The organism is Rahnella sp. PD12R (genome assembly GCF_019200965.1).
In the GTDB taxonomy this organism is placed as follows: Bacteria; Pseudomonadota; Gammaproteobacteria; order Enterobacterales; family Enterobacteriaceae; genus Rahnella; species Rahnella laticis.
Genome location: NZ_JAHTMS010000002.1, coordinates 538,752 through 556,953, shown reverse-complemented (window position 1 = coordinate 556,953; position 18,202 = coordinate 538,752). Strand labels below are relative to the sequence as shown.

The following is an 18,202-nucleotide window of genomic DNA, read 5'->3' as shown; positions in this document are numbered from 1 at the left end:
ATAAAAAGATTGAAGGCTCTCAGGGCTGTACAGCGAATCGCTGGGACATGCGCCCGCTTCATCTTCCATAAATTGTCATCACCCTAAACAATGAAAACGCCAAAAGGTTTTTTATGACTCAACTGCCACAAGCCAAGTTTCGCCACGACTATCGTGCGCCGGACTACACCATCACGGATATCGACCTGAATTTCGAGCTTGATGCACAGAAGACCCTTGTGACCGCCGTCAGCCAGATTAAACGGCAGGGTGCAGAAGGCGCTCCGCTGGTGCTCAGCGGGGAAGATCTGACGCTTATCAGCCTGAAGATTAATGGTCAGGATTGGCCACAATATCAGTTAAAAGAAGGCGCGCTGGAAATCACTGGCCTGCCAGAAGCGTTTGAACTGGCGATTGTTAACGAAATTCATCCGGCGAAAAACACCGCGCTGGAAGGGCTCTACCTGTCCGGCGAAGCGCTGTGTACGCAGTGTGAAGCGGAAGGTTTCCGTCATATCACCTATTATCTGGATCGCCCTGATGTGCTGGCGCGTTTTACCACCCGCATTGTGGCGGACAAAGCCCGTTACCCGTACCTGTTGTCGAACGGCAACCGTATCGATTCTGGCGAGCTGGAAGGCGGCAAGCACTGGATCAAATGGCAGGATCCGTTCCCGAAACCTTGCTACCTGTTTGCGCTGGTTGCCGGTGATTTCGACGTTCTGCGTGATTCTTTCAAAACCCGTTCAGGCCGCGATGTGGCGCTGGAGCTGTTCGTTGACCGCGGCAATCTGGATCGCGCGGGTTGGGCAATGGAATCCCTGAAACAGTCGATGAAATGGGACGAAACCCGCTTCAATCTCGAATACGATCTCGACATTTTCATGATCGTTGCCGTTGATTTCTTCAACATGGGCGCGATGGAAAACAAAGGCCTGAACGTCTTTAATTCCAAATACGTGCTGGCAAAAGCCGAAACCGCGACCGACAAAGATTACCTCGGTATCGAAGCGGTTATCGGCCACGAATACTTCCACAACTGGACCGGTAACCGCGTGACCTGCCGCGACTGGTTCCAGCTGAGCCTGAAAGAAGGCCTGACCGTTTTCCGCGATCAGGAATTCAGCTCTGATCTGGGCTCCCGTTCCGTCAACCGTATCGATAACGTCCGCGTTATGCGTGGCGCGCAGTTCTCTGAAGATGCCAGCCCGATGGCGCATCCGATTCGTCCTGAAAAAGTTATCGAAATGAATAACTTCTATACGCTGACTGTGTATGAGAAGGGTTCTGAAGTTATCCGCATGCTGCACACTTTGCTGGGCGAAGAGAAATTCCAGGCCGGTATGCAGCTGTATTTCGAGCGCCACGACGGCAGCGCTGCGACCTGCGACGATTTTGTGCAGGCGATGGAAGATGCCTCGAATGTTGACCTGTCGCTGTTCCGCCGCTGGTACAGCCAGTCCGGCACGCCGGTGCTGACCGTGCGCGACGACTACGACGTGGAAAAACAGCAATACACCCTGACCGTCAGCCAGAAAACCCCGCCGACGCCTGATCAGACTGAAAAGCTGCCATTGCATATTCCGCTGGATATCGAACTCTACGATCCGCAGGGCAACGTAATTGCACTGAAACAAAATGGCCAGACCGTCAGCCATGTGCTGAATGTCACCGAAGCCGCGCAGACCTTCATCTTTGACGATGTGGAATACCCGCCGGTGCCTTCTTTATTACGTGAATTCTCCGCGCCGGTGAAACTCGATTACAAGTGGGGCGATCATCAGCTGACTTTCCTGATGAAATTCGCACGTAACGATTTTGCCCGCTGGGACGCCGCGCAGAGCCTGCTGGCTATCTACATCAAACTGAACGTTGCGCGTCATCAGCACAAACAGCCACTTTCTCTGCCGTTGCATGTGGCCGATGCCTTCCGTGCGGTGCTGCTGGATGAGCACATTGATCCGGCGCTGGCGGCGCAAATCCTGACGTTACCGTCAGAAAACGAAATTGCTGAACTGTTCGATATCATCGATCCGGAAGCGATCAGCGCCGTGCATGACGCGATTACCCGTTGTCTGGCAACCGAAATGTCGGATGAGTTCCTGGCGGTTTACAACGCTAACCGTCTGCCGTCATACCGTGTGGTTCACGAAGATATCGGTAAACGTTCACTGCGCAATACCTGCCTGCATTATCTGGCTTTCGCGGATGTCGCTCTGGCAGATCAGCTGGTAAAAACCCAGTTTGAACAGGCCGATAACATGACCGACTCGCTGGCCGCAATGGCCGCCGCCGTGTCTGCGCAATTGCCTTGCCGTGAAACGCTGCTGGCCGCTTACGACGAGCGCTGGCATCACGATGGCCTGGTCATGGATAAATGGTTTATCCAGCAGGCGACCAGCCCGGCGGCCGATGTGTTGCAGAAAGTCCGTTCACTGCTCAACCATCGTTCATTCAGCATGGGCAACCCGAACCGCGTCCGTTCACTGATTGGTGCGTTCGCGTCGGCTAACCCTTCTGCATTCCACGCCGCGGATGGCAGCGGTTATCAGTTCCTGACCGAAATGCTGACCGATCTGAACACGCGTAACCCGCAGGTTGCCGCGCGTATGATTGAGCCGCTGATCCGTCTGAAACGTTATGATGCTGGCCGTCAGGCATTGATGCGTAAGGCACTGGAACAGCTTAAAGGGCTGGAAAATCTGTCCGGTGATTTGTTCGAGAAAATCACCAAAGCGTTAGATGCGTAACTAATCGCAGAAATGCAGTAAGACAAAAGGGCGATGGAAACATCGCCCTTTTTACATGTTGATATGACGGGACTTTCCGTTAACTCTGCGCGCGTTTCGCTTCCTGCGGAACGTTCTGCGCAGGCTGTGGCGTCAGCACGCGCTCCAGCACTTCCGCTTCCAGCTCAGCCAGGCGCGCAGATCCTTTACGGCGCGGGCGTGGCAAATCAATGGTTAAATCCATGCCAATTTGCCCCTGGTCGATAAGGATCACGCGATCCGCGACCGTGACCGCTTCGCTGACATCATGTGTCACCAGCAAAACGGTGAAATCATGCTGCTGCCATAAACGTTCTATCAGGCTTTGCATTTCAATACGCGTCAGTGCATCGAGCGCACCCAGCGGCTCGTCCAGCAACAGCAAACGGGGACGGTGGATCAGCGCCCGTGCCAGCGCCACGCGTTGTTTTTGTCCGCCGGATAACGCCGAAGGCCATTCGTCGGCGCGGTCGGCCAGCCCGACTTCTTCCAGCGCTGCCCGCGCGGCTTCACGCCACTGACCTTTCAGGCCCAGGCCGACGTTATCGATCACTTTTTTCCAGGGCAGCAGGCGGTCATCCTGAAACATCAGCCGCGTATCTTCCCGAACCTGACTCAGCGGCGCACTGGCGCTGAGCAGCTCGCCTTGCGTGGTTTTTTCCAGCCCGGCGAGCAGGCGCAGCAAGGTACTTTTCCCGCAACCGCTGCGGCCAATAACGGCCACAAACTGGCCGGGTGGAATACGCAGATTAATGTCGTTGAGGACGGCGCGGTTGCCGTATTTTTTTGTGATGCCGGATAAGGTGACCGGCGTGCCTTGCCCGATACGTGCAGGTGCGCTCATGCGGCGTCTCCTTGTTTTTTCTGATAGGCCGGGTGCCAGCGTAACCAGACACTTTCCAGCTGGCGGGCCAGCACATCGGCCAGTTTGCCGAGGATGGCGTACAACACGATGGCCACAACCACGACGTCAGTCTGTAAAAATTCGCGGGCGTTCATCGCCAGATATCCGATGCCTGAATTAGCCGAAATGGTTTCCGCGACGATCAGCGTCAGCCACATAAAGCCCAGCGCAAAACGAACGCCGACCATAATCGAAGGCAGCGCGCCCGGTAAAACCACCTGAATAAACAGCGGGAAACCGGATAAACCGTAGCTGCGCGACATCTCCAGCAGGCCGCGATCAATGTTGCGAATACCGTGATAAGTGTTGAGATAAATCGGGAACAGCGTGCCCAGCGCCACGAGGAAAATCTTGGCGGATTCATCGATGCCGAACCACAAAATCACCAGCGGGATCAGCGCCAGATGCGGAATGTTACGCAGCATCTGGAGCGAACTGTCGAGCAGACGTTCGCCCCAGCGTGAAAGCCCGGTGATAAAGCCGAGCAGTAAACCCAGACTGCCGCCGATGGCAAAACCGGTCAGCGCGCGGAAAGTACTGATCTTCAGGTTCTGCCAGAGGTCGCCGCTTTTCGCCAGTGTCCAGAAGGCTTCAATCACCGCGCTCGGCGCCGGAAGTATGCGGTTAGACAACCAGCCCGCTTCAACGGCCAGTTGCCAGCCGCCGATCAGGGCAACCGGAACGACCCAGGGCGCGGCGCGATTCAGCCAGCGTTGTGATCTCGTCATCTTTGTTCTCCTTAATGCTGGCTGGCGACGCGTTTATTCGCAAAATCGTGCGCCACCAGTTCACCGCGCGGCAAAATGGCTTTCTTCACGGTTTGATCGTCTTCGGGTTTTGCCAGATCCAGATGCGGGAACAACAGCTCGCTGACGCGGTACGCTTCTTCCAGATGCGGATAACCGGAGAAAATAAAGGTATCAATGCCCAGATCGGCATATTCCTGCATGCGGGCCGCAACGGTCGGGCCGTCTCCGACCAGCGCCGTGCCAGCGCCGGTGCGCACCAGACCAATGCCTGCCCACAGATTCGGGTAGATTTCCAGTTTGTTGCGATCGCCGCCGTGCAGGGCGGCCATGCGGTGCTGACCGACGGAATCAGTTTTCGCAAATGCGGCCTGCGCGCGCTGAATAGTTTCGTCATCCACGTTGGCGATCAGCTTGTCGGCGGCGCGCCAGGCTTCTTCATTGGTTTCGCGGACAATCACGTGCAGACGAATACCGAAACGCACCGTACGGCCTTTCGCCGCAGCCTTCGCGCGGACCTGCTCGATTTTTTCTTTCACCAGCGCGGGCGGTTCACCCCAGGTGAGATACAGTTCAACCTGCTCAGCGGCCAGATCCTGCGCTTCGTCAGAAGAACCGCCAAAATACAGCGGCGGGCGAGGGTACTGAACCGGCGGGTGCATCAGGCTCGCGCCTTTCACCTGAATATGCTTGCCTTCGTAATCCACGGTTTCCCCTTCCAGCACGCGGCGCCAGATGCGGGTAAATTCTGCGGACGCTTCGTAGCGTTCCTTGTGATTGAGGTGCAAACCTTCGGCAGCCAGTTCGGTCGGATCACCGCCCGTCACCAGATTAAACAGCGCGCGACCGCCGGAAAGCCGGTCCAGCGTGGCGGCCTGGCGGGCAGCCAGCGTCGGAGAAATAATCCCCGGACGCAGCGCCACCAGAAATTTCAGACGCTGAGTTACCGAAATCAGTGAGGCGGCCACCAGCCATGAGTCTTCACATGAACGGCCCGTTGGCAGCAATACACCGCCAAAACCCAGGCGGTCAGCGGCCTGTGCGATCTGCTGAAGATAGCCGTGATCGACCACGCGCGCGCCTTCTTCAGTGCCTAAATAACGGCCATCGCCGTGGGTTGGTAAGAACCAGAATACGTTCAGACTCATGTTGTTACTCCTCTCAATTCGTCACGGGTGCCGCTCAGCGGGCGGCTCAATGAGTGATCAGTTAGCCTGTACAGCGGGCTTCCAGATGCGATCTTTAATCTCAACAGGTTTTGGCAAAATGTGGTTTTCATAGAACAAATCGGCGGTTTGCTGCTGGCGTTTTTCCGTTTCCGCGCTGACCGGTGTGATAGGCATGTCCGGCAGGTGATCGAGATAAGACGCCACGACTTTATCCGGCAACCCCATCGACTGGGAAAGCAGCGTGATGCTTTGCGCACGGTCGGTTTTCGTCAGCGCATTCGCCTGCGTTAACACGTCCAGAACGGCGCTGATAAATTGCGGATTCGCTTCGGTATATTTTTTCGGTGCCAGATAGAAAGAACCGGTCTGGTGCAGCGTGGAACCGTCGGTCAGCACGCGAACATCGCCCTGAACCTGTGCGGCAGAATAGTAGGGATCCCAGATAGCCCAGGCATCGACGTCATGTTGCTGGAAAGCCGCGCGGGCGTCGGCGGGTGTCAGATAAACCGGCTGGATATCGGTGAATTTCAGCCCGGCCTGTTGCAGCGCACGAAGCAGTAAATTGTGCGAACTGGAGCCTTTCTGGAAAGCAACTTTATGGCCTTTCAGGTCCGCGACAGTTTTAATCGGGCTGTTGCTGTCGACCAGAATAACTTCAGCTTTCGGCTTAGGCGGTTCAGAACCGATATACAGCAAATCCGCGCCTGCGGCCTGCGCGAACAGCGGTGGCAAATCACCGGTTCCGCCCAGATCAATACTGCCAACGTTCAGTGCTTCAAGGATCTGCGGCCCGGCAGGAAATTCCACCCAGCTGATTTTGGTGTCCGGGAAACGTTTTTCCAGTAACTGATGGGATTTCGCCAGCACAAGACCGACGGATCCTTTCTGGTAGGCGATGCGTAACTGCGCGGGATCTTTTTCCTGCGCAAGCGCCGTACCGCTCAAAGTCAGGCTGGTCAGCAGCCCGGCAATAACCGGCAGGCGACGTAATAAAGAGAAGGATGCTGGCATGGTTAATTCCTTTTAAAGTTAAACGCGCAATGCCTGGGCAGAAAGGGACGCAACAGACGGCGCCAGCGGGCGGCGGCGGCTGAGTGCCAGATAGAAGTTTTCCAGTGATTCGGTCAGACGCTCTTCCAGTGCGGGATCAAGCTTCGCCGGGTAATTCTGGTAATCGGTGATCAGGCTGTCATCAGCGAAAACGCCCTGCAAAACTTCCTGCGCTTTGAGCGACGCCAGCACCGGTTTGAGCGCGTAATCTACCGCGAGCATGTGGCCGATCGAACCTGCGGTAGCCAGCGGCAGGACGACTTTATGGTCGAGCGCGCGCTCCGGCAGTAAATCCAGCAATGTCTTGAGCGCACCGGAAAACGAGGCTTTATAGACCGGCGTTGCCACGATCAATCCATCGGCGCTTGCCAGTTCAGCATTCAGCTGTTTGAGCTGCGGGCTGGCGAAATTTGCGAACAGCAGATCGTCAGCGGAAAAATCCTGAATCGTATAGGTGAAAACCTCGATGCCGCGGCTTGCCAGCCACTGATGGCTGAGCGCCAGCAGGGAGGAAGAACGTGAAGGTTGTCGCGGGCTGCCTGCGATTGTTATAACGCGCATCTCTCTTCCTTATAACAAAAAGTAATAGAACCATTATTTTCTTTAACAAAGTGGAGTAAACGTAACAGGGGGACGCCGCGCACCGGAAATCTCAATTTTGGCTATGAATAGTTTGAAAACGGATAAAGCAGGGATGAAGCGGGCGCGGAGGGATAAAAGTAAAATTAAGGTAAATAAAAAGTAATCGTTTGCGTACGGAAACAATTATTGTGCCAATCCGCCGGTTATCGTTTCCAATTGCCCGACGCTTAGTCGATAATACCGCCCCGTCTAGCCACCGGGAATCCAGGAGTCTCCATGTATTATCCTTTTGTCAGGAAAGCACTGTTTCAGCTCGATCCAGAACGCGCCCACGAGTTAACCTTCCGTCAGTTAAGCCGCATCTCCGGCACCCCCCTTGAGTTTTTAATTCGTCAGTCCGTTCCGGCCAAACCGGTGACCTGCATGGGATTAACCTTTAAGAACCCGCTGGGGCTGGCTGCTGGCCTGGATAAAGACGGCGAATGTATTGATGCACTCGGCGCAATGGGATTTGGTTTTGTGGAAGTGGGAACCGTGACGCCGCGTGCGCAGGCGGGTAATGATAAGCCACGTTTATTCCGCATCGTTGAAGCAGAAGGCCTGATTAACCGCATGGGTTTCAATAACCACGGCGTGGATAATCTGGTGAATAACGTCAAAAAATCCCATTTTGGCGGCATCCTGGGGATTAATATCGGCAAGAATAAAGATACGCCGGTCGAGCAGGGTAAAGATGATTATCTGACCTGTATGGAAAAGGTATATCCGTACGCGGGTTATATCGCGGTGAATATTTCTTCACCAAATACGCCGGGATTACGTTCACTGCAATACGGTGAAGCGCTGGATGATTTACTGGCGGCGATTAAAAATAAGCAGCTTGAACTTCAGCAACGTCATCAGAAATATGTGCCGGTTGCTGTGAAGATCGCGCCGGATCTTTCTGAGGAAGAATTGATCCAAATAGCCGACAGTCTGGTGCGTCATAATATGGATGGCGTGATTGCGACTAACACGACGCTCGATCGTAAACTGATCCAGGGCCTTAATCATTGTGATCAGGTTGGCGGACTGAGCGGTCGCCCGCTGCAACTGCGCAGCACAGAAATTATCCGCATGCTGTCAAATGAATTACAAGGTCGTCTGCCTATTATTGGCGTCGGTGGCATTGATTCACTGACGGCAGCGCGTGAAAAAATGGCAGCCGGTGCATCATTAATTCAAATCTATTCCGGATTTATCTTCCGCGGGCCAGGTTTGATCAAAGATATTGTTACCCACCTCTGATATTTTTCATCCTTAAGGCGAGTCAGGGGTTTATTTATTAACCCGGCTCGTCTATATTTTGTCCACTGACCATTATTCAGGCTCAGGATTTGTCTGATATCCGTTCGTAATAAAAAATTCTATTCTTATCGGATCGGGTAACAATAGAACATCACGAACAAACAGGCAGAGGGCATCGCGCAAACAGGATGACGAAATGAAAATCAAACCAGATGATAATTGGCGTTGGTATTTTGATACTGAACATGACCGGCTTATGTTGGATCTCGCTAATGGCATGATTTTCCGTTCCCGATTCCCCGCTAAAATGTTAACGCCGGATGCTTTCGGCGATATGTCATTTTGTGTCGATGATGCGGCGCTGTATTTTGATTTCGAAGAACAGTGCAAACATATTCGACTGGCCGCCGAACAGCGCGCCGAATTAGTATTAAATGCATTAGTCGCTTTTCGCTTTTTAAAACCGCTGATGCCAAAGAGCTGGCATTTCAGTCAGCAACATCGTCCTTTCCAGCCAGCAAACGGTCAGCTTGCGCAGGTGCAGGTAATGGAAAGCGGTGAGCAGGCGACATTACTGGTGGTTGAGTCCGGTGATAACGCCAGTCTGTGCCTGCTGGCGCAGGAACGTCTGACAGTGGCAGGGCGCGGGATGGTGTTAGGCGATGCGATTAAAGTGATGCATGACCGGCTGATGCCAGCGGCATTCCGGGTAGACAGCGATGTCTACGATCAGGCAGTTTAAGTTCATTATTCCGGTTAAAACTGCCTGACCCTGCGTTAAATGCGCTTCCTAGCCGATAATAATATCTGAGGCCGGAATACAGCTGCACGACAATATCATTCCGTCTTTACCCACGGCGCTTTCTTTCAGCGGCGAAACTTTTCCCTCTTGTAATGTCATTTTGCAGGCACCACATATTCCCGCACGACACGAATACGGGATCCGTAATCCCTGCAATTCCAGTTGTTCGAGCAAAATCTGCTGATTATTCCCGGTGAACTGCGTGCCCTGATAATTGATGGTCACGTCCTGCGCAGTGCTTTTCGGCGCGTCGACGTTTTCAACCACTTCACCTGCGCCGTAAGGCCGCGCTGGTTTAGTGGCCAGCACCTCAACGCTGTCGCCCGCACGGATCACGCCGGTATTACGCGCAATCATATTCTGGCCGAAATCCACGTCGCCATCGCTCGCAGTTCGGTAGCCCTGCAAAGTTTTCAGCGGTTCTCCTCGAGGATGTTTACGTCCGCGCTCAATGCTGACGGTGGTGAAAATACAGCGGCTGCAGGGTTTGACCAGATCGAAAATGACTTCGCCGATACGGATCGTCTGCCAGGTATCTTCGGCATACGCTTGCGCACCACTGACCACAATGTTGGGCCGGAATTGCTCAACGCGCACACCGCCCGGGCAGCGGCGCTGTAAATCCTGCATCGACGCTTCATTGATCAGCAGATAAGGAAAGCCGTCGGCAAACGACAGCGGAACTTCCGGATGTTTTTTCACACGGCGTGTCGGTTCTTCGCCTACCCAGCGAAGCTGGACGTCACGCTTTAAATAAGCACTTAACCAGCGATTTACCGGTTCCGGCGCGATGAGTGAGGTAAACTGATTGCCCCAGACTTCAGTCGGTGAGTTTTCACCGGCGAATTCACGGAATTTAACGCTGATGCTGTCGCCTTCAGGCGCAGAGATCATCAGGCCATCGGGCAGGATCACCGGGGTGAACAGAACAAGGTTGGGATACTGGCGGGCCGTAATAAAAGTGCCTTGCGTATCGGTAATCATGAACTGGCGGTCGAACGTCAGTCCTGTTGCTGTGACCAGTGCGTGTGAGACTTGCAGACCACGCATGGATTTGACCGGGTGAACGAATAAACGTGAAAGAATGGGCACTGAACGTCGCCTCTGTGTATATAAAGTCTTAAAGATAACCAGAGACTTTATGACAAGCGGTGGGGATTAGCTATAATGCGCAACAATTTTATTTTTGGTGATATGTCGATATGAACTCTTTGTTTGCCAGCACGGCGCGTGGACTGGAAGAACTGTTAAAAAGCGAACTGGAAACGCTGGGTGCGCAAGCCTGCAAAGTTGTGCAGGGAGGGGTGCATTTTGAAGGTGACGATCGCCTGATGTATCGGAGCTTACTGTGGAGCCGTCTGGCTTCGCGCATCCTGTTACCGCTGAACGAATTCAAAGTTCACAGCGATCTGGATCTTTACCTCGGCGTGATGGCGATTGACTGGCCGTCCGTGTTTGGTGTGGAAAAAACGTTTGCCGTGCATTTCAGCGGCCTGAACGACGAAATCCGTAACAGCCAGTACGGCGCGCTGAAAGTGAAAGACGCCATCGTTGACAGCTTCACCCGCAAAATGGACGAGCGCCCGAATGTGGCGAAACAGCAGCCGGACATCCGCGTTAACGTCTTTCTGCAACGTGATACCGCCAGCGTCGCGCTGGATCTCAGCGGTGAAGGCCTGCATCAGCGCGGCTACCGTGACCTGACCGGTCAGGCTCCGCTGAAAGAAAACCTGGCCGCGGCTATCGTGATGCGTTCCGGCTGGCAGGCGGGTACGCCGATGGTCGATCCGATGTGTGGTTCTGGTACGTTGCTGATTGAAGCGGCCATGATTGCCGCCGATCGTGCGCCGGGCTTGCATCGCCAGCACTGGGGCTTTACCGGCTGGAGCAAATTTGACGCTGAACTGTGGCGTGAACTGACCGCCGAAGCGCAGGTTCGTACCCGCCGTGGCGTTCAGGAAACAACATCGCGCTTCTTCGGCTCTGATATTGACCGTCGTGTTATCGAGATGGCACGTGCCAACGCCCGTCGCGCGGGTGTGGCAGAACTGATCAGCTTTGAAGCTGCCGAAGTCGGCAAACTGGTGAATCCGCTGCCGGAAGGCCCGACCGGGACGGTGATCAGTAACCCGCCATACGGCGAGCGTCTGGAAAGCGAACCGGCTCTGATTGCGTTGCACAACATGCTTGGCCGCATTATGAAAACACAGTTTGGCGGCTGGCAGCTCTCCTTGTTCAGTGCGTCACCTGAGCTGTTAAGTTGCCTCCAGCTGCGCGCTGAGCGTCAGTTCAAAGCGAAAAACGGCCCGCTGGAATGTGTGCAGAAAAACTACCAGCTGGCGGAAAACCCGACCGGCGCGGCAGGCGCGCAAATGGCAGAAGATTACGCCAACCGCTTGCGCAAAAATGTTAAGAAACTGGAGAAATGGGCCAAACAGCAGGGCATCGAATGCTATCGCCTGTATGACGCCGATTTACCAGACTACAACGTGGCGGTTGACCGCTACGGCAGCAAAGTTGTGGTTCAGGAATATGCGCCGCCGAAAACGGTTGATGCGCAGAAAGCCCGTCAGCGTTTGTTCGACGTGATTAACGCCACAATGTCGGTACTGGATATTTCATCCAGCCAGCTGATCCTGAAAACCCGTGAACGTCAGAAAGGCACCAGCCAGTATGAGAAACTGGCACAGAAGGGCGAGTTCCTGCTGGTTGAGGAATTCGACGCTAAACTGTGGGTTAACCTGACGGATTATCTCGACACCGGTTTGTTCCTGGATCACCGTATTGCCCGCAAAATGCTCGGCGAAATGAGTAAAGGAAAAGACTTCCTGAACCTGTTCGCGTACACCGGCACGGCCAGCGTTCACGCCGGTCTGGGCGGTGCGCGGAGCACAACCACGGTAGATATGTCCCGTACCTATCTGGAATGGGCAGAGAAAAACCTGCGTGCCAATGGCCTGACCGGCCGTCAGCACCGCCTGATTCAGGCAGATTGTCTGTCTTATCTGGGCATGTGTGATGAACAATTCGATGTGATCTTTATCGATCCACCGACGTTCTCCAACTCGAAACGTATGGCCGACAGTTTTGACGTTCAGCGCGATCATCTGGCATTAATGAAAGATCTGAAACGCATTTTACGTCGCAACGGCACCATTATGTTCTCCAATAACAAGCGCGGCTTCCAGATGGATCTCGACGGACTGAGCAAACTGGGGCTGACCGCCAAAGAAATCACCAGCCAAACCCTGTCACAGGATTTTGCCCGTAATCGTCAAATTCATAACTGCTGGCTGCTGTCCCACGCCGGCGAGGAAAAATAAAGTTTATGTCGTTAATTAGTATGTCAGGTGCCTGGCTGTCATTCAGTGACTCGCCGCTGTTGGATAACACCGAATTACACATCGAGCCGAACGAACGCGTCTGTCTGGTTGGCCGTAACGGCGCCGGTAAATCGACGCTGATGAAAATCCTGAACCGCGAAGTGCCGCTGGATGACGGACGCATTGTCTATGAGCAGGATCTGATTGTGGCGCGTCTGCAACAAGACCCCCCGCGCAATGTCGAAGGCACAGTTTTTGATTTCGTCTCTGAAGGCGTTTTTGAGCAGGCGGAACACCTGAAAGCGTATCACGCGATTTCGCATCTGGTTGAAACCGACCCGAGCGAAAAGAACATGAACAAACTGGCGCAGGTGATGGAGATCCTCGATCATCAGGGCCTGTGGCAGCTCGACAGCCGCATCAATGAAGTGCTGCTGAAACTGGGTCTGGATGCGGATACCGAGCTTAAATCGCTGTCCGGCGGCTGGTTGCGTAAAGCTGCGCTGGGCCGTGCGCTGGTCAGCGCGCCGCACATTTTGCTGCTCGACGAACCGACCAACCACCTGGATATCGAAAGTATTGCCTGGCTGGAAGATTTCCTGAAAGAGTTCCAGGGCAGCATTATCTTCATTTCCCATGACCGTTCTTTCATCCGTAACATGGCGACCCGTATTGTCGATCTCGATCGCGGCAAACTGGTTTCTTATCCGGGTAACTACGAAGAATATCTGCTGGCGAAAGAAGAAGCGTTGCGCGTTGAAGAATTGCAGAACGCAGAATTCGACAAAAAACTGGCGCAGGAAGAAGTGTGGATCCGCCAGGGCATCAAGGCACGCCGTACCCGTAACGAAGGCCGCGTTCGCGCATTGAAAGCCTTACGTCAGGAGCGTTCTGAACGTCGTGAAGTCATGGGCACCGCCAAAATGCAGGTCGTTGAAGCTTCGACTTCCGGCAAGATTGTCTTCGAAATGGAAGATGTCAGCTACGCGATTGCCGGTAAGCAACTGGTGAGCCACTTCTCCGCGCAGGTGATGCGTGGTGATAAAATTGCGCTGGTTGGCCCGAACGGCTGTGGTAAAACCACATTGCTTAAACTGATGTTAAGTCAGATTAAGGCCGACAGCGGTCGCGTTCACTGCGGCACCAAGCTGGAAGTGGCGTACTTCGACCAGCACCGCGCCGAGCTTGATCCGGAACGTACTGTGATGGACAACCTTGCCGAAGGTAAGCAGGAAGTGATGGTGAACGGCCGCGCACGCCACGTGCTGGGCTATCTGCAAGACTTCCTGTTCCATCCGAAACGTGCGATGACGCCGGTGAAAGCGTTGTCTGGCGGCGAACGTAACCGACTGCTGCTGGCAAAACTGTTCCTGCGTCCAAGTAACCTGTTGATTCTCGATGAACCGACCAACGACCTGGATGTGGAAACGCTGGAACTGCTGGAAGAGATGATCGACAGCTATCAGGGCACCGTAATGCTGGTGAGCCATGACCGTGAATTTGTTGATAATTCGGCCACCGAATGTTGGATTTATGAAGGTAACGGCGTGATTAACAGCTATGTGGGCGGTTACTTTGACGCACAGCATCAGCGTCGTAACCAGAAGCCAATTCGTCAGGCTGTTGTTACAGAAAATAAACCGGTGGCGCAACCGAAAGCAGAACCGGCCAAACGCACGGCGAATAAGCTCAGCTATAATCAACAGCGTGAACTGGAACAATTGCCTCTGCAAATCAGCGCACTGGAAGAAAAAATTGAAGCCCTGCAACAGAAGATGAGTGATGCTGATTTCTTCACACTTCCTCATGAAGAAACTCAGAAAGTGCTCACCGCTTTTGCTGCTGCAGAGCTGGAGTTAGAGCAGGCGTTTGAACGTTGGGAAGCGCTGGAAGCGCAGAAAAACGGCTAACACTGCATTACGATTGGCAACCGGCGCAATGGAAATCCGGTTGCCAATATCCTTTGTCTTTGCGCTGTTGAGGAGTCGATAGTGTGTTCTGACGCCCATGACAATGACCCGCACATCCTGTGCCCCCAATGCGACATTCTGGTGGCCATACCTGGTCTGAAAATAGGGCAAAAAGCCGTTTGTCCCCGTTGCCATACGACGCTGACAACCCGCTGGAATGAGCCACGCAGACGCCCTGTCGGTTATGCAATCAGCGCGTTATTCATGCTGTTGCTGGCCAACCTTTTTCCTTTCGTCAATATGAACGTTGCCGGGCTGAGCAGTGAAGTGACACTGGTCCAGATCCCGCAGGTTTTAGTTTCTGAAGATTACGCCAGTATGGCGTCTCTGTTTATGATCGTGGTGCAGCTGCTCCCGGCAGTTTGCATGCTCTCGATTATCCTTCTTTGCTACGGCAACAAAATTCCTGTTCACTGGAAAGTGAGCATCGCGCGTACGCTGTTTCGGCTGAAAAGCTGGTGCATGGTGGAGATTTTTCTCGCCGGTGTACTGGTGAGTTTCGTCAAACTGATGGCGTATGGTGATGTGGGGATTGGCACCAGCTTTATCCCTTACGTTCTGTTTTGCCTGCTGCAACTGCGTGCTTTTCAATGCACCGATCGCTTCTGGATGTGGGAACACATCGAACCTGCACCTGAACTGGTTCAGCCGTTACAGGTCGGCGAGAGCGGTTTGCGCCAGGGGCTGCGTTCCTGCCATTGCTGCATGGCGATTTTGCCTGCGGAGCAGGAAGTGTGCGGGCGCTGTAAAAGCAAAGGTCACGCGCGACGTAAAAACAGTCTGCAATGGACGATGGCCCTGCTGGTGACGTCCATTTTGTTATACCTCCCGGCCAATATGCTGCCGATTATGATCACGCAGGTTCTCGGGAATCCGATGCCTTCAACGATCATGGCCGGTGTTGTGCTGTTGTGGAGTGACGGCTCGTACCCTGTGGCAATGGTGATTTTCATCGCCAGTATTATGGTGCCGACATTAAAAATGATCGCCATTGCCTGGCTCTGCTGGGATGCCAACAGCAATAAGCAAATCGACAGGGAAAGGTTGCATGTCATTTATGAAGTTGTTGAGTTTGTTGGCCGCTGGTCAATGATTGACGTATTTGTTATTGCGGTGCTGTCAGCCCTGGTCAGAATGGGGCAACTGATGAGTATATATCCGGATATCGGCGCGCTGCTGTTTGCAGGCGTTGTCATTCTTACGATGTTTGCCGCCATGACGTTTGACCCAAGGCTCATTTGGGATCGCGCTGGAATGAAGTCTGCAAAGGAGCCACAAGATGGCAGGAAATAACATGGCAGAACACGACGGAACTGCCAAAGTCGAAAAAATTAAACGCTGGTCTCCGGTGTGGATTGTGCCGATTGTCACTGCACTGATCGGGGCCTGGATCCTGTTTTATCACTACAGCCATCAGGGCCCGGAAGTCACGCTCATCACCACGACCGCGGAAGGCATTGAAGGCGGAAAGACCACGATCAAAAGCCGCAATGTGGACGTGGGCAAAGTAGAGACTGTCACGCTCAGCGACGATCTCCAGCAGGTCATCATCAAAGCCCGTCTGAATACCGGCATGGAAAAAATGCTGCGTGGCGATTCCGTATTTTGGGTGGTCAAACCGCAGATCGGACGCGAGGGTGTCTCCGGCCTGGGTACGCTGTTGTCCGGCGCATATATTCAGCTACAGCCCGGTAGTAAAGGTGGCGAGAAAGAAGAATATAAGCTGGATGATTCACCACCGCTGGCGTCACCGGATGCGAAAGGCGTCCGTGTTATTCTGGAAAGCGAGCGTTCAGGGCAACTGAATCCGGGCGATCCGGTGCTGTTCCGTGGTTATCAGGTCGGGACGGTTGAAACCAGTCACTTTGATCCTAAAGCCCGCAACATCAAATATCAGCTCTTTGTCCGTGCGCCATACGACACACTGGTGACCGACAATGTGCGCTTCTGGAAAGACAGCGGAGTGAATTTCGACATGTCCGCCGCCGGTATGCGTGTGGAGATGGGGTCACTGACAACACTGTTCAGCGGAGGCGTAAGCTTCGATATTCCGAACGGCTGGGCGCAGGGCGCTGAAGCGAAAAATGGCGATAATTATCAGCTGTTTGACGATCAGAAAAGTATTCAGGAATCACTGTATACGCGTCATATGGACTACGTGATGTTCTTCTCGGATTCCATCCGCGGGCTGCAAAAAGGCGCACCAGTGGAATTCCGCGGTATTCGTCTCGGTACCGTGGCCGAAGTGCCGTTCCCGATGAATGTGCTTAATCAGCAAATGTCAGATGATTACCGCATTCCGATCCTGATCCGTATCGAGCCAGACCGCTTCGCTCAGTTGTTGGGCAGCAATTTCAATATTGACGATCATATCCGTGATGGTATCGCACATGGTCTGCGCGCCTCCATGAAATCAGCAAACCTGCTGACCGGGGCGATGTATATCGATCTGGATTTCTATCCGAATGAGAAACCGTGGAAAGGACCGCTTGAAATTGCCGGACATAAACTGCTGCCGACCGTGAGCGGCGGGTTTGCGCAAATCCAGCAGAAACTGATGACGACGCTTGATAAAATCAACAATCTGCCGATTGAGCCGATGATGCGTGAAGCGACCAGCACGCTGGCTGAAAGCCAGAGAACGATGAAATCTACGCAGAAAACCATTGAGTCTCTGAACGCGATTGTCTCGAGTAAAGAGATGAAAAATCTGCCTGCGGATATGCAGCAGACGCTCATTCAGCTTAACCGTAGCCTGAAAGGCTTCCAGCCTGGCTCACCGGCTTACGGCAATCTGGTTGGCGATATGCAGAGTCTGGATAAAACGCTGCGTGAGCTTCAGCCGGTATTGAAAACGCTGAATCAGAAAAGCAATGCACTGATTTTCGCCGCCCCAGGGCAAGATGATCCTCAGCCGAAGAAGGCCAAATAATGATGAAATGGATACCTGTCGTCTTAGCATTATTCCTGTCTGCATGCAGCAGCAGTAACGAGAAAACGTATTACCAGTTGCCGGTACTTAGCAGCACGCCAGTGGCAGGCAGTACGATGACATCCGGTTCAACCGCGCAGCGTCACTTGTGGGTTGAGCGGGTCAGCGTGGCTGATTATCTGGCGGGCACTGGTTTGGTTTATCAGACTAATGATGTGCAATATACACTGACTCAGAATAACCTCTGGGCCAGCCCGCTGGATCAGCAGCTCCAGCAATCACTGGTGACCTATCTGCGCCGTGATTTGCCGGGATTCCTGGTTTCTTCGCAGGCGGGAGGCTCAGACGATCAGGATGTGCTGAACGTCAATGTCACCGGTTTCCATGGTCGCTACGACGGTATCGTCGTGGTCAGCGGAAGCTGGACGCTGACGCATGGCGGACAGACGGTTCAGCGTGATTTCGCGCTGAACCTGAAACAAAACGAAGACGGTTACGATGCGCTGGTCAGAACGTTAGCCACGGGCTGGCAGCAAGAAGCAGGCCAGATTGCATCACAGATAAGATGACAATTTTTTAAGCTTAATATTTTTTAAGTTAAAGACAAAAAATCCCGGTTTCTGATTTTTCAGACACCGGGATTTTTTTAGGGCGATCAGCCAGATGAGTTTTTGATAGCGCGATTAGTTC

Annotated in this window: 14 protein-coding genes; 8 read left to right on the top strand and 6 right to left on the bottom strand. The window is 53.6% G+C overall.

What is annotated here, in order from left to right; translation table 11 throughout:
• Window positions 1-113 precede the first annotated feature (113 nt).
• Entirely contained in the window at window positions 114-2,729 is a 2,616-nt protein-coding gene (pepN, locus tag KWG64_RS06665; RefSeq protein WP_218521331.1) for an aminopeptidase N, read from the top strand.
• Window positions 2,730-2,808: 79 nt separating this feature from the next.
• Here the strand turns inward: pepN and ssuB are convergent, their stop codons facing one another.
• The 5 genes from ssuB to ssuE are packed head-to-tail and all read right to left on the bottom strand — an operon-like array spanning window position 2,809 to window position 7,177.
• Window positions 2,809-3,591, bottom strand: a complete 783-nt coding sequence (gene ssuB / locus KWG64_RS06660) for an aliphatic sulfonates ABC transporter ATP-binding protein (RefSeq protein WP_218521330.1) — start codon at window positions 3,589-3,591, stop codon at window positions 2,809-2,811.
• Window positions 3,588-4,379, bottom strand: a complete 792-nt coding sequence (gene ssuC, locus KWG64_RS06655) for an aliphatic sulfonate ABC transporter permease SsuC (RefSeq protein ID WP_195824404.1) — start codon at window positions 4,377-4,379, stop codon at window positions 3,588-3,590. The genes ssuB and ssuC overlap by 4 nt, the downstream gene beginning before the upstream one ends.
• 11 nt (window positions 4,380-4,390) lie before the next feature.
• On the bottom strand, window positions 4,391-5,545 hold the full coding sequence (gene ssuD / locus KWG64_RS06650) for an FMNH2-dependent alkanesulfonate monooxygenase (protein WP_101075904.1): 1,155 nt from the start codon (window positions 5,543-5,545) through the stop codon (window positions 4,391-4,393).
• A 57-nt stretch (window positions 5,546-5,602) separates the two neighbouring features.
• Entirely contained in the window at window positions 5,603-6,577 is a 975-nt protein-coding gene (locus tag KWG64_RS06645) for a sulfonate ABC transporter substrate-binding protein (protein ID WP_218521329.1), read from the bottom strand.
• An 18-nt stretch (window positions 6,578-6,595) separates the two neighbouring features.
• The gene (gene ssuE, locus KWG64_RS06640; RefSeq protein ID WP_218521328.1) at window positions 6,596-7,177 is read right to left on the bottom strand and encodes an NADPH-dependent FMN reductase; all 582 of its coding nucleotides are present in this window, start codon (window positions 7,175-7,177) and stop codon (window positions 6,596-6,598) included.
• 297 nt (window positions 7,178-7,474) lie between these two features.
• Here ssuE and pyrD point away from each other — a divergent pair, with 297 nt between their 5' ends.
• The gene (pyrD, locus tag KWG64_RS06635) at window positions 7,475-8,485 is read left to right on the top strand and encodes a quinone-dependent dihydroorotate dehydrogenase (RefSeq protein WP_195812776.1); all 1,011 of its coding nucleotides are present in this window, start codon (window positions 7,475-7,477) and stop codon (window positions 8,483-8,485) included.
• A 196-nt stretch (window positions 8,486-8,681) separates the two neighbouring features.
• Window positions 8,682-9,227 carry a cell division protein ZapC gene (locus KWG64_RS06630; RefSeq protein ID WP_152324138.1) on the top strand — a complete coding sequence of 182 codons (546 nt, stop codon included), beginning with the start codon at window positions 8,682-8,684 and terminating at the stop codon, window positions 9,225-9,227.
• Window positions 9,228-9,275: 48 nt separating this feature from the next.
• Here KWG64_RS06630 and KWG64_RS06625 read toward each other — a convergent pair whose 3' ends face one another.
• Window positions 9,276-10,379 (bottom strand): YcbX family protein, encoded by a 1,104-nt coding sequence (locus KWG64_RS06625; RefSeq protein WP_195812775.1) that lies wholly within the window; start codon window positions 10,377-10,379, stop codon window positions 9,276-9,278.
• A 110-nt stretch (window positions 10,380-10,489) separates the two neighbouring features.
• On the opposite strand from KWG64_RS06625, the gene rlmKL reads away from it, so the two are divergent.
• The 5 genes from rlmKL to pqiC all read left to right on the top strand — a co-directional run bounded on the left by rlmKL (window position 10,490) and on the right by pqiC (window position 18,081).
• Window positions 10,490-12,610: a bifunctional 23S rRNA (guanine(2069)-N(7))-methyltransferase RlmK/23S rRNA (guanine(2445)-N(2))-methyltransferase RlmL gene (gene rlmKL / locus KWG64_RS06620; protein ID WP_195824407.1), complete on the top strand. Its 2,121-nt coding sequence runs from the start codon at window positions 10,490-10,492 to the stop codon at window positions 12,608-12,610.
• Between the two features lie 5 nt (window positions 12,611-12,615).
• On the top strand, window positions 12,616-14,520 hold the full coding sequence (locus KWG64_RS06615; RefSeq protein ID WP_218521327.1) for an ABC transporter ATP-binding protein: 1,905 nt from the start codon (window positions 12,616-12,618) through the stop codon (window positions 14,518-14,520).
• 78 nt (window positions 14,521-14,598) lie between these two features.
• On the top strand, window positions 14,599-15,873 hold the full coding sequence (gene pqiA / locus KWG64_RS06610; protein ID WP_370628610.1) for a membrane integrity-associated transporter subunit PqiA: 1,275 nt from the start codon (window positions 14,599-14,601) through the stop codon (window positions 15,871-15,873).
• Window positions 15,860-17,512 (top strand): intermembrane transport protein PqiB, encoded by a 1,653-nt coding sequence (gene pqiB, locus KWG64_RS06605; protein ID WP_370530231.1) that lies wholly within the window; start codon window positions 15,860-15,862, stop codon window positions 17,510-17,512. Before pqiA ends, pqiB begins: the two co-directional genes overlap by 14 nt.
• On the top strand, window positions 17,512-18,081 hold the full coding sequence (gene pqiC / locus KWG64_RS06600) for a membrane integrity-associated transporter subunit PqiC (RefSeq protein ID WP_195812772.1): 570 nt from the start codon (window positions 17,512-17,514) through the stop codon (window positions 18,079-18,081). Before pqiB ends, pqiC begins: the two co-directional genes overlap by 1 nt.
• Window positions 18,082-18,202 lie beyond the last annotated feature (121 nt).

Excerpts from the sequence above, each read along its gene's own strand:
- pepN (WP_218521331.1), top strand. The coding sequence starts at position 114 with ATGACTCAACTGCCACAAGCCAAGTTTCGCCACGACTATCGTGCGCCG.
- ssuB (WP_218521330.1), bottom strand. The coding sequence starts at position 3,591 with ATGAGCGCACCTGCACGTATCGGGCAAGGCACGCCGGTCACCTTATCC.
- ssuC (WP_195824404.1), bottom strand. The coding sequence starts at position 4,379 with ATGACGAGATCACAACGCTGGCTGAATCGCGCCGCGCCCTGGGTCGTT.
- ssuD (WP_101075904.1), bottom strand. The coding sequence starts at position 5,545 with ATGAGTCTGAACGTATTCTGGTTCTTACCAACCCACGGCGATGGCCGT.
- KWG64_RS06645 (WP_218521329.1), bottom strand. The coding sequence starts at position 6,577 with ATGCCAGCATCCTTCTCTTTATTACGTCGCCTGCCGGTTATTGCCGGG.
- ssuE (WP_218521328.1), bottom strand. The coding sequence starts at position 7,177 with ATGCGCGTTATAACAATCGCAGGCAGCCCGCGACAACCTTCACGTTCT.
- pyrD (WP_195812776.1), top strand. The coding sequence starts at position 7,475 with ATGTATTATCCTTTTGTCAGGAAAGCACTGTTTCAGCTCGATCCAGAA.
- KWG64_RS06630 (WP_152324138.1), top strand. The coding sequence starts at position 8,682 with ATGAAAATCAAACCAGATGATAATTGGCGTTGGTATTTTGATACTGAA.
- rlmKL (WP_195824407.1), top strand. The coding sequence starts at position 10,490 with ATGAACTCTTTGTTTGCCAGCACGGCGCGTGGACTGGAAGAACTGTTA.
- KWG64_RS06615 (WP_218521327.1), top strand. The coding sequence starts at position 12,616 with ATGTCGTTAATTAGTATGTCAGGTGCCTGGCTGTCATTCAGTGACTCG.
- pqiB (WP_370530231.1), top strand. The coding sequence starts at position 15,860 with ATGGCAGGAAATAACATGGCAGAACACGACGGAACTGCCAAAGTCGAA.
- pqiC (WP_195812772.1), top strand. The coding sequence starts at position 17,512 with ATGATGAAATGGATACCTGTCGTCTTAGCATTATTCCTGTCTGCATGC.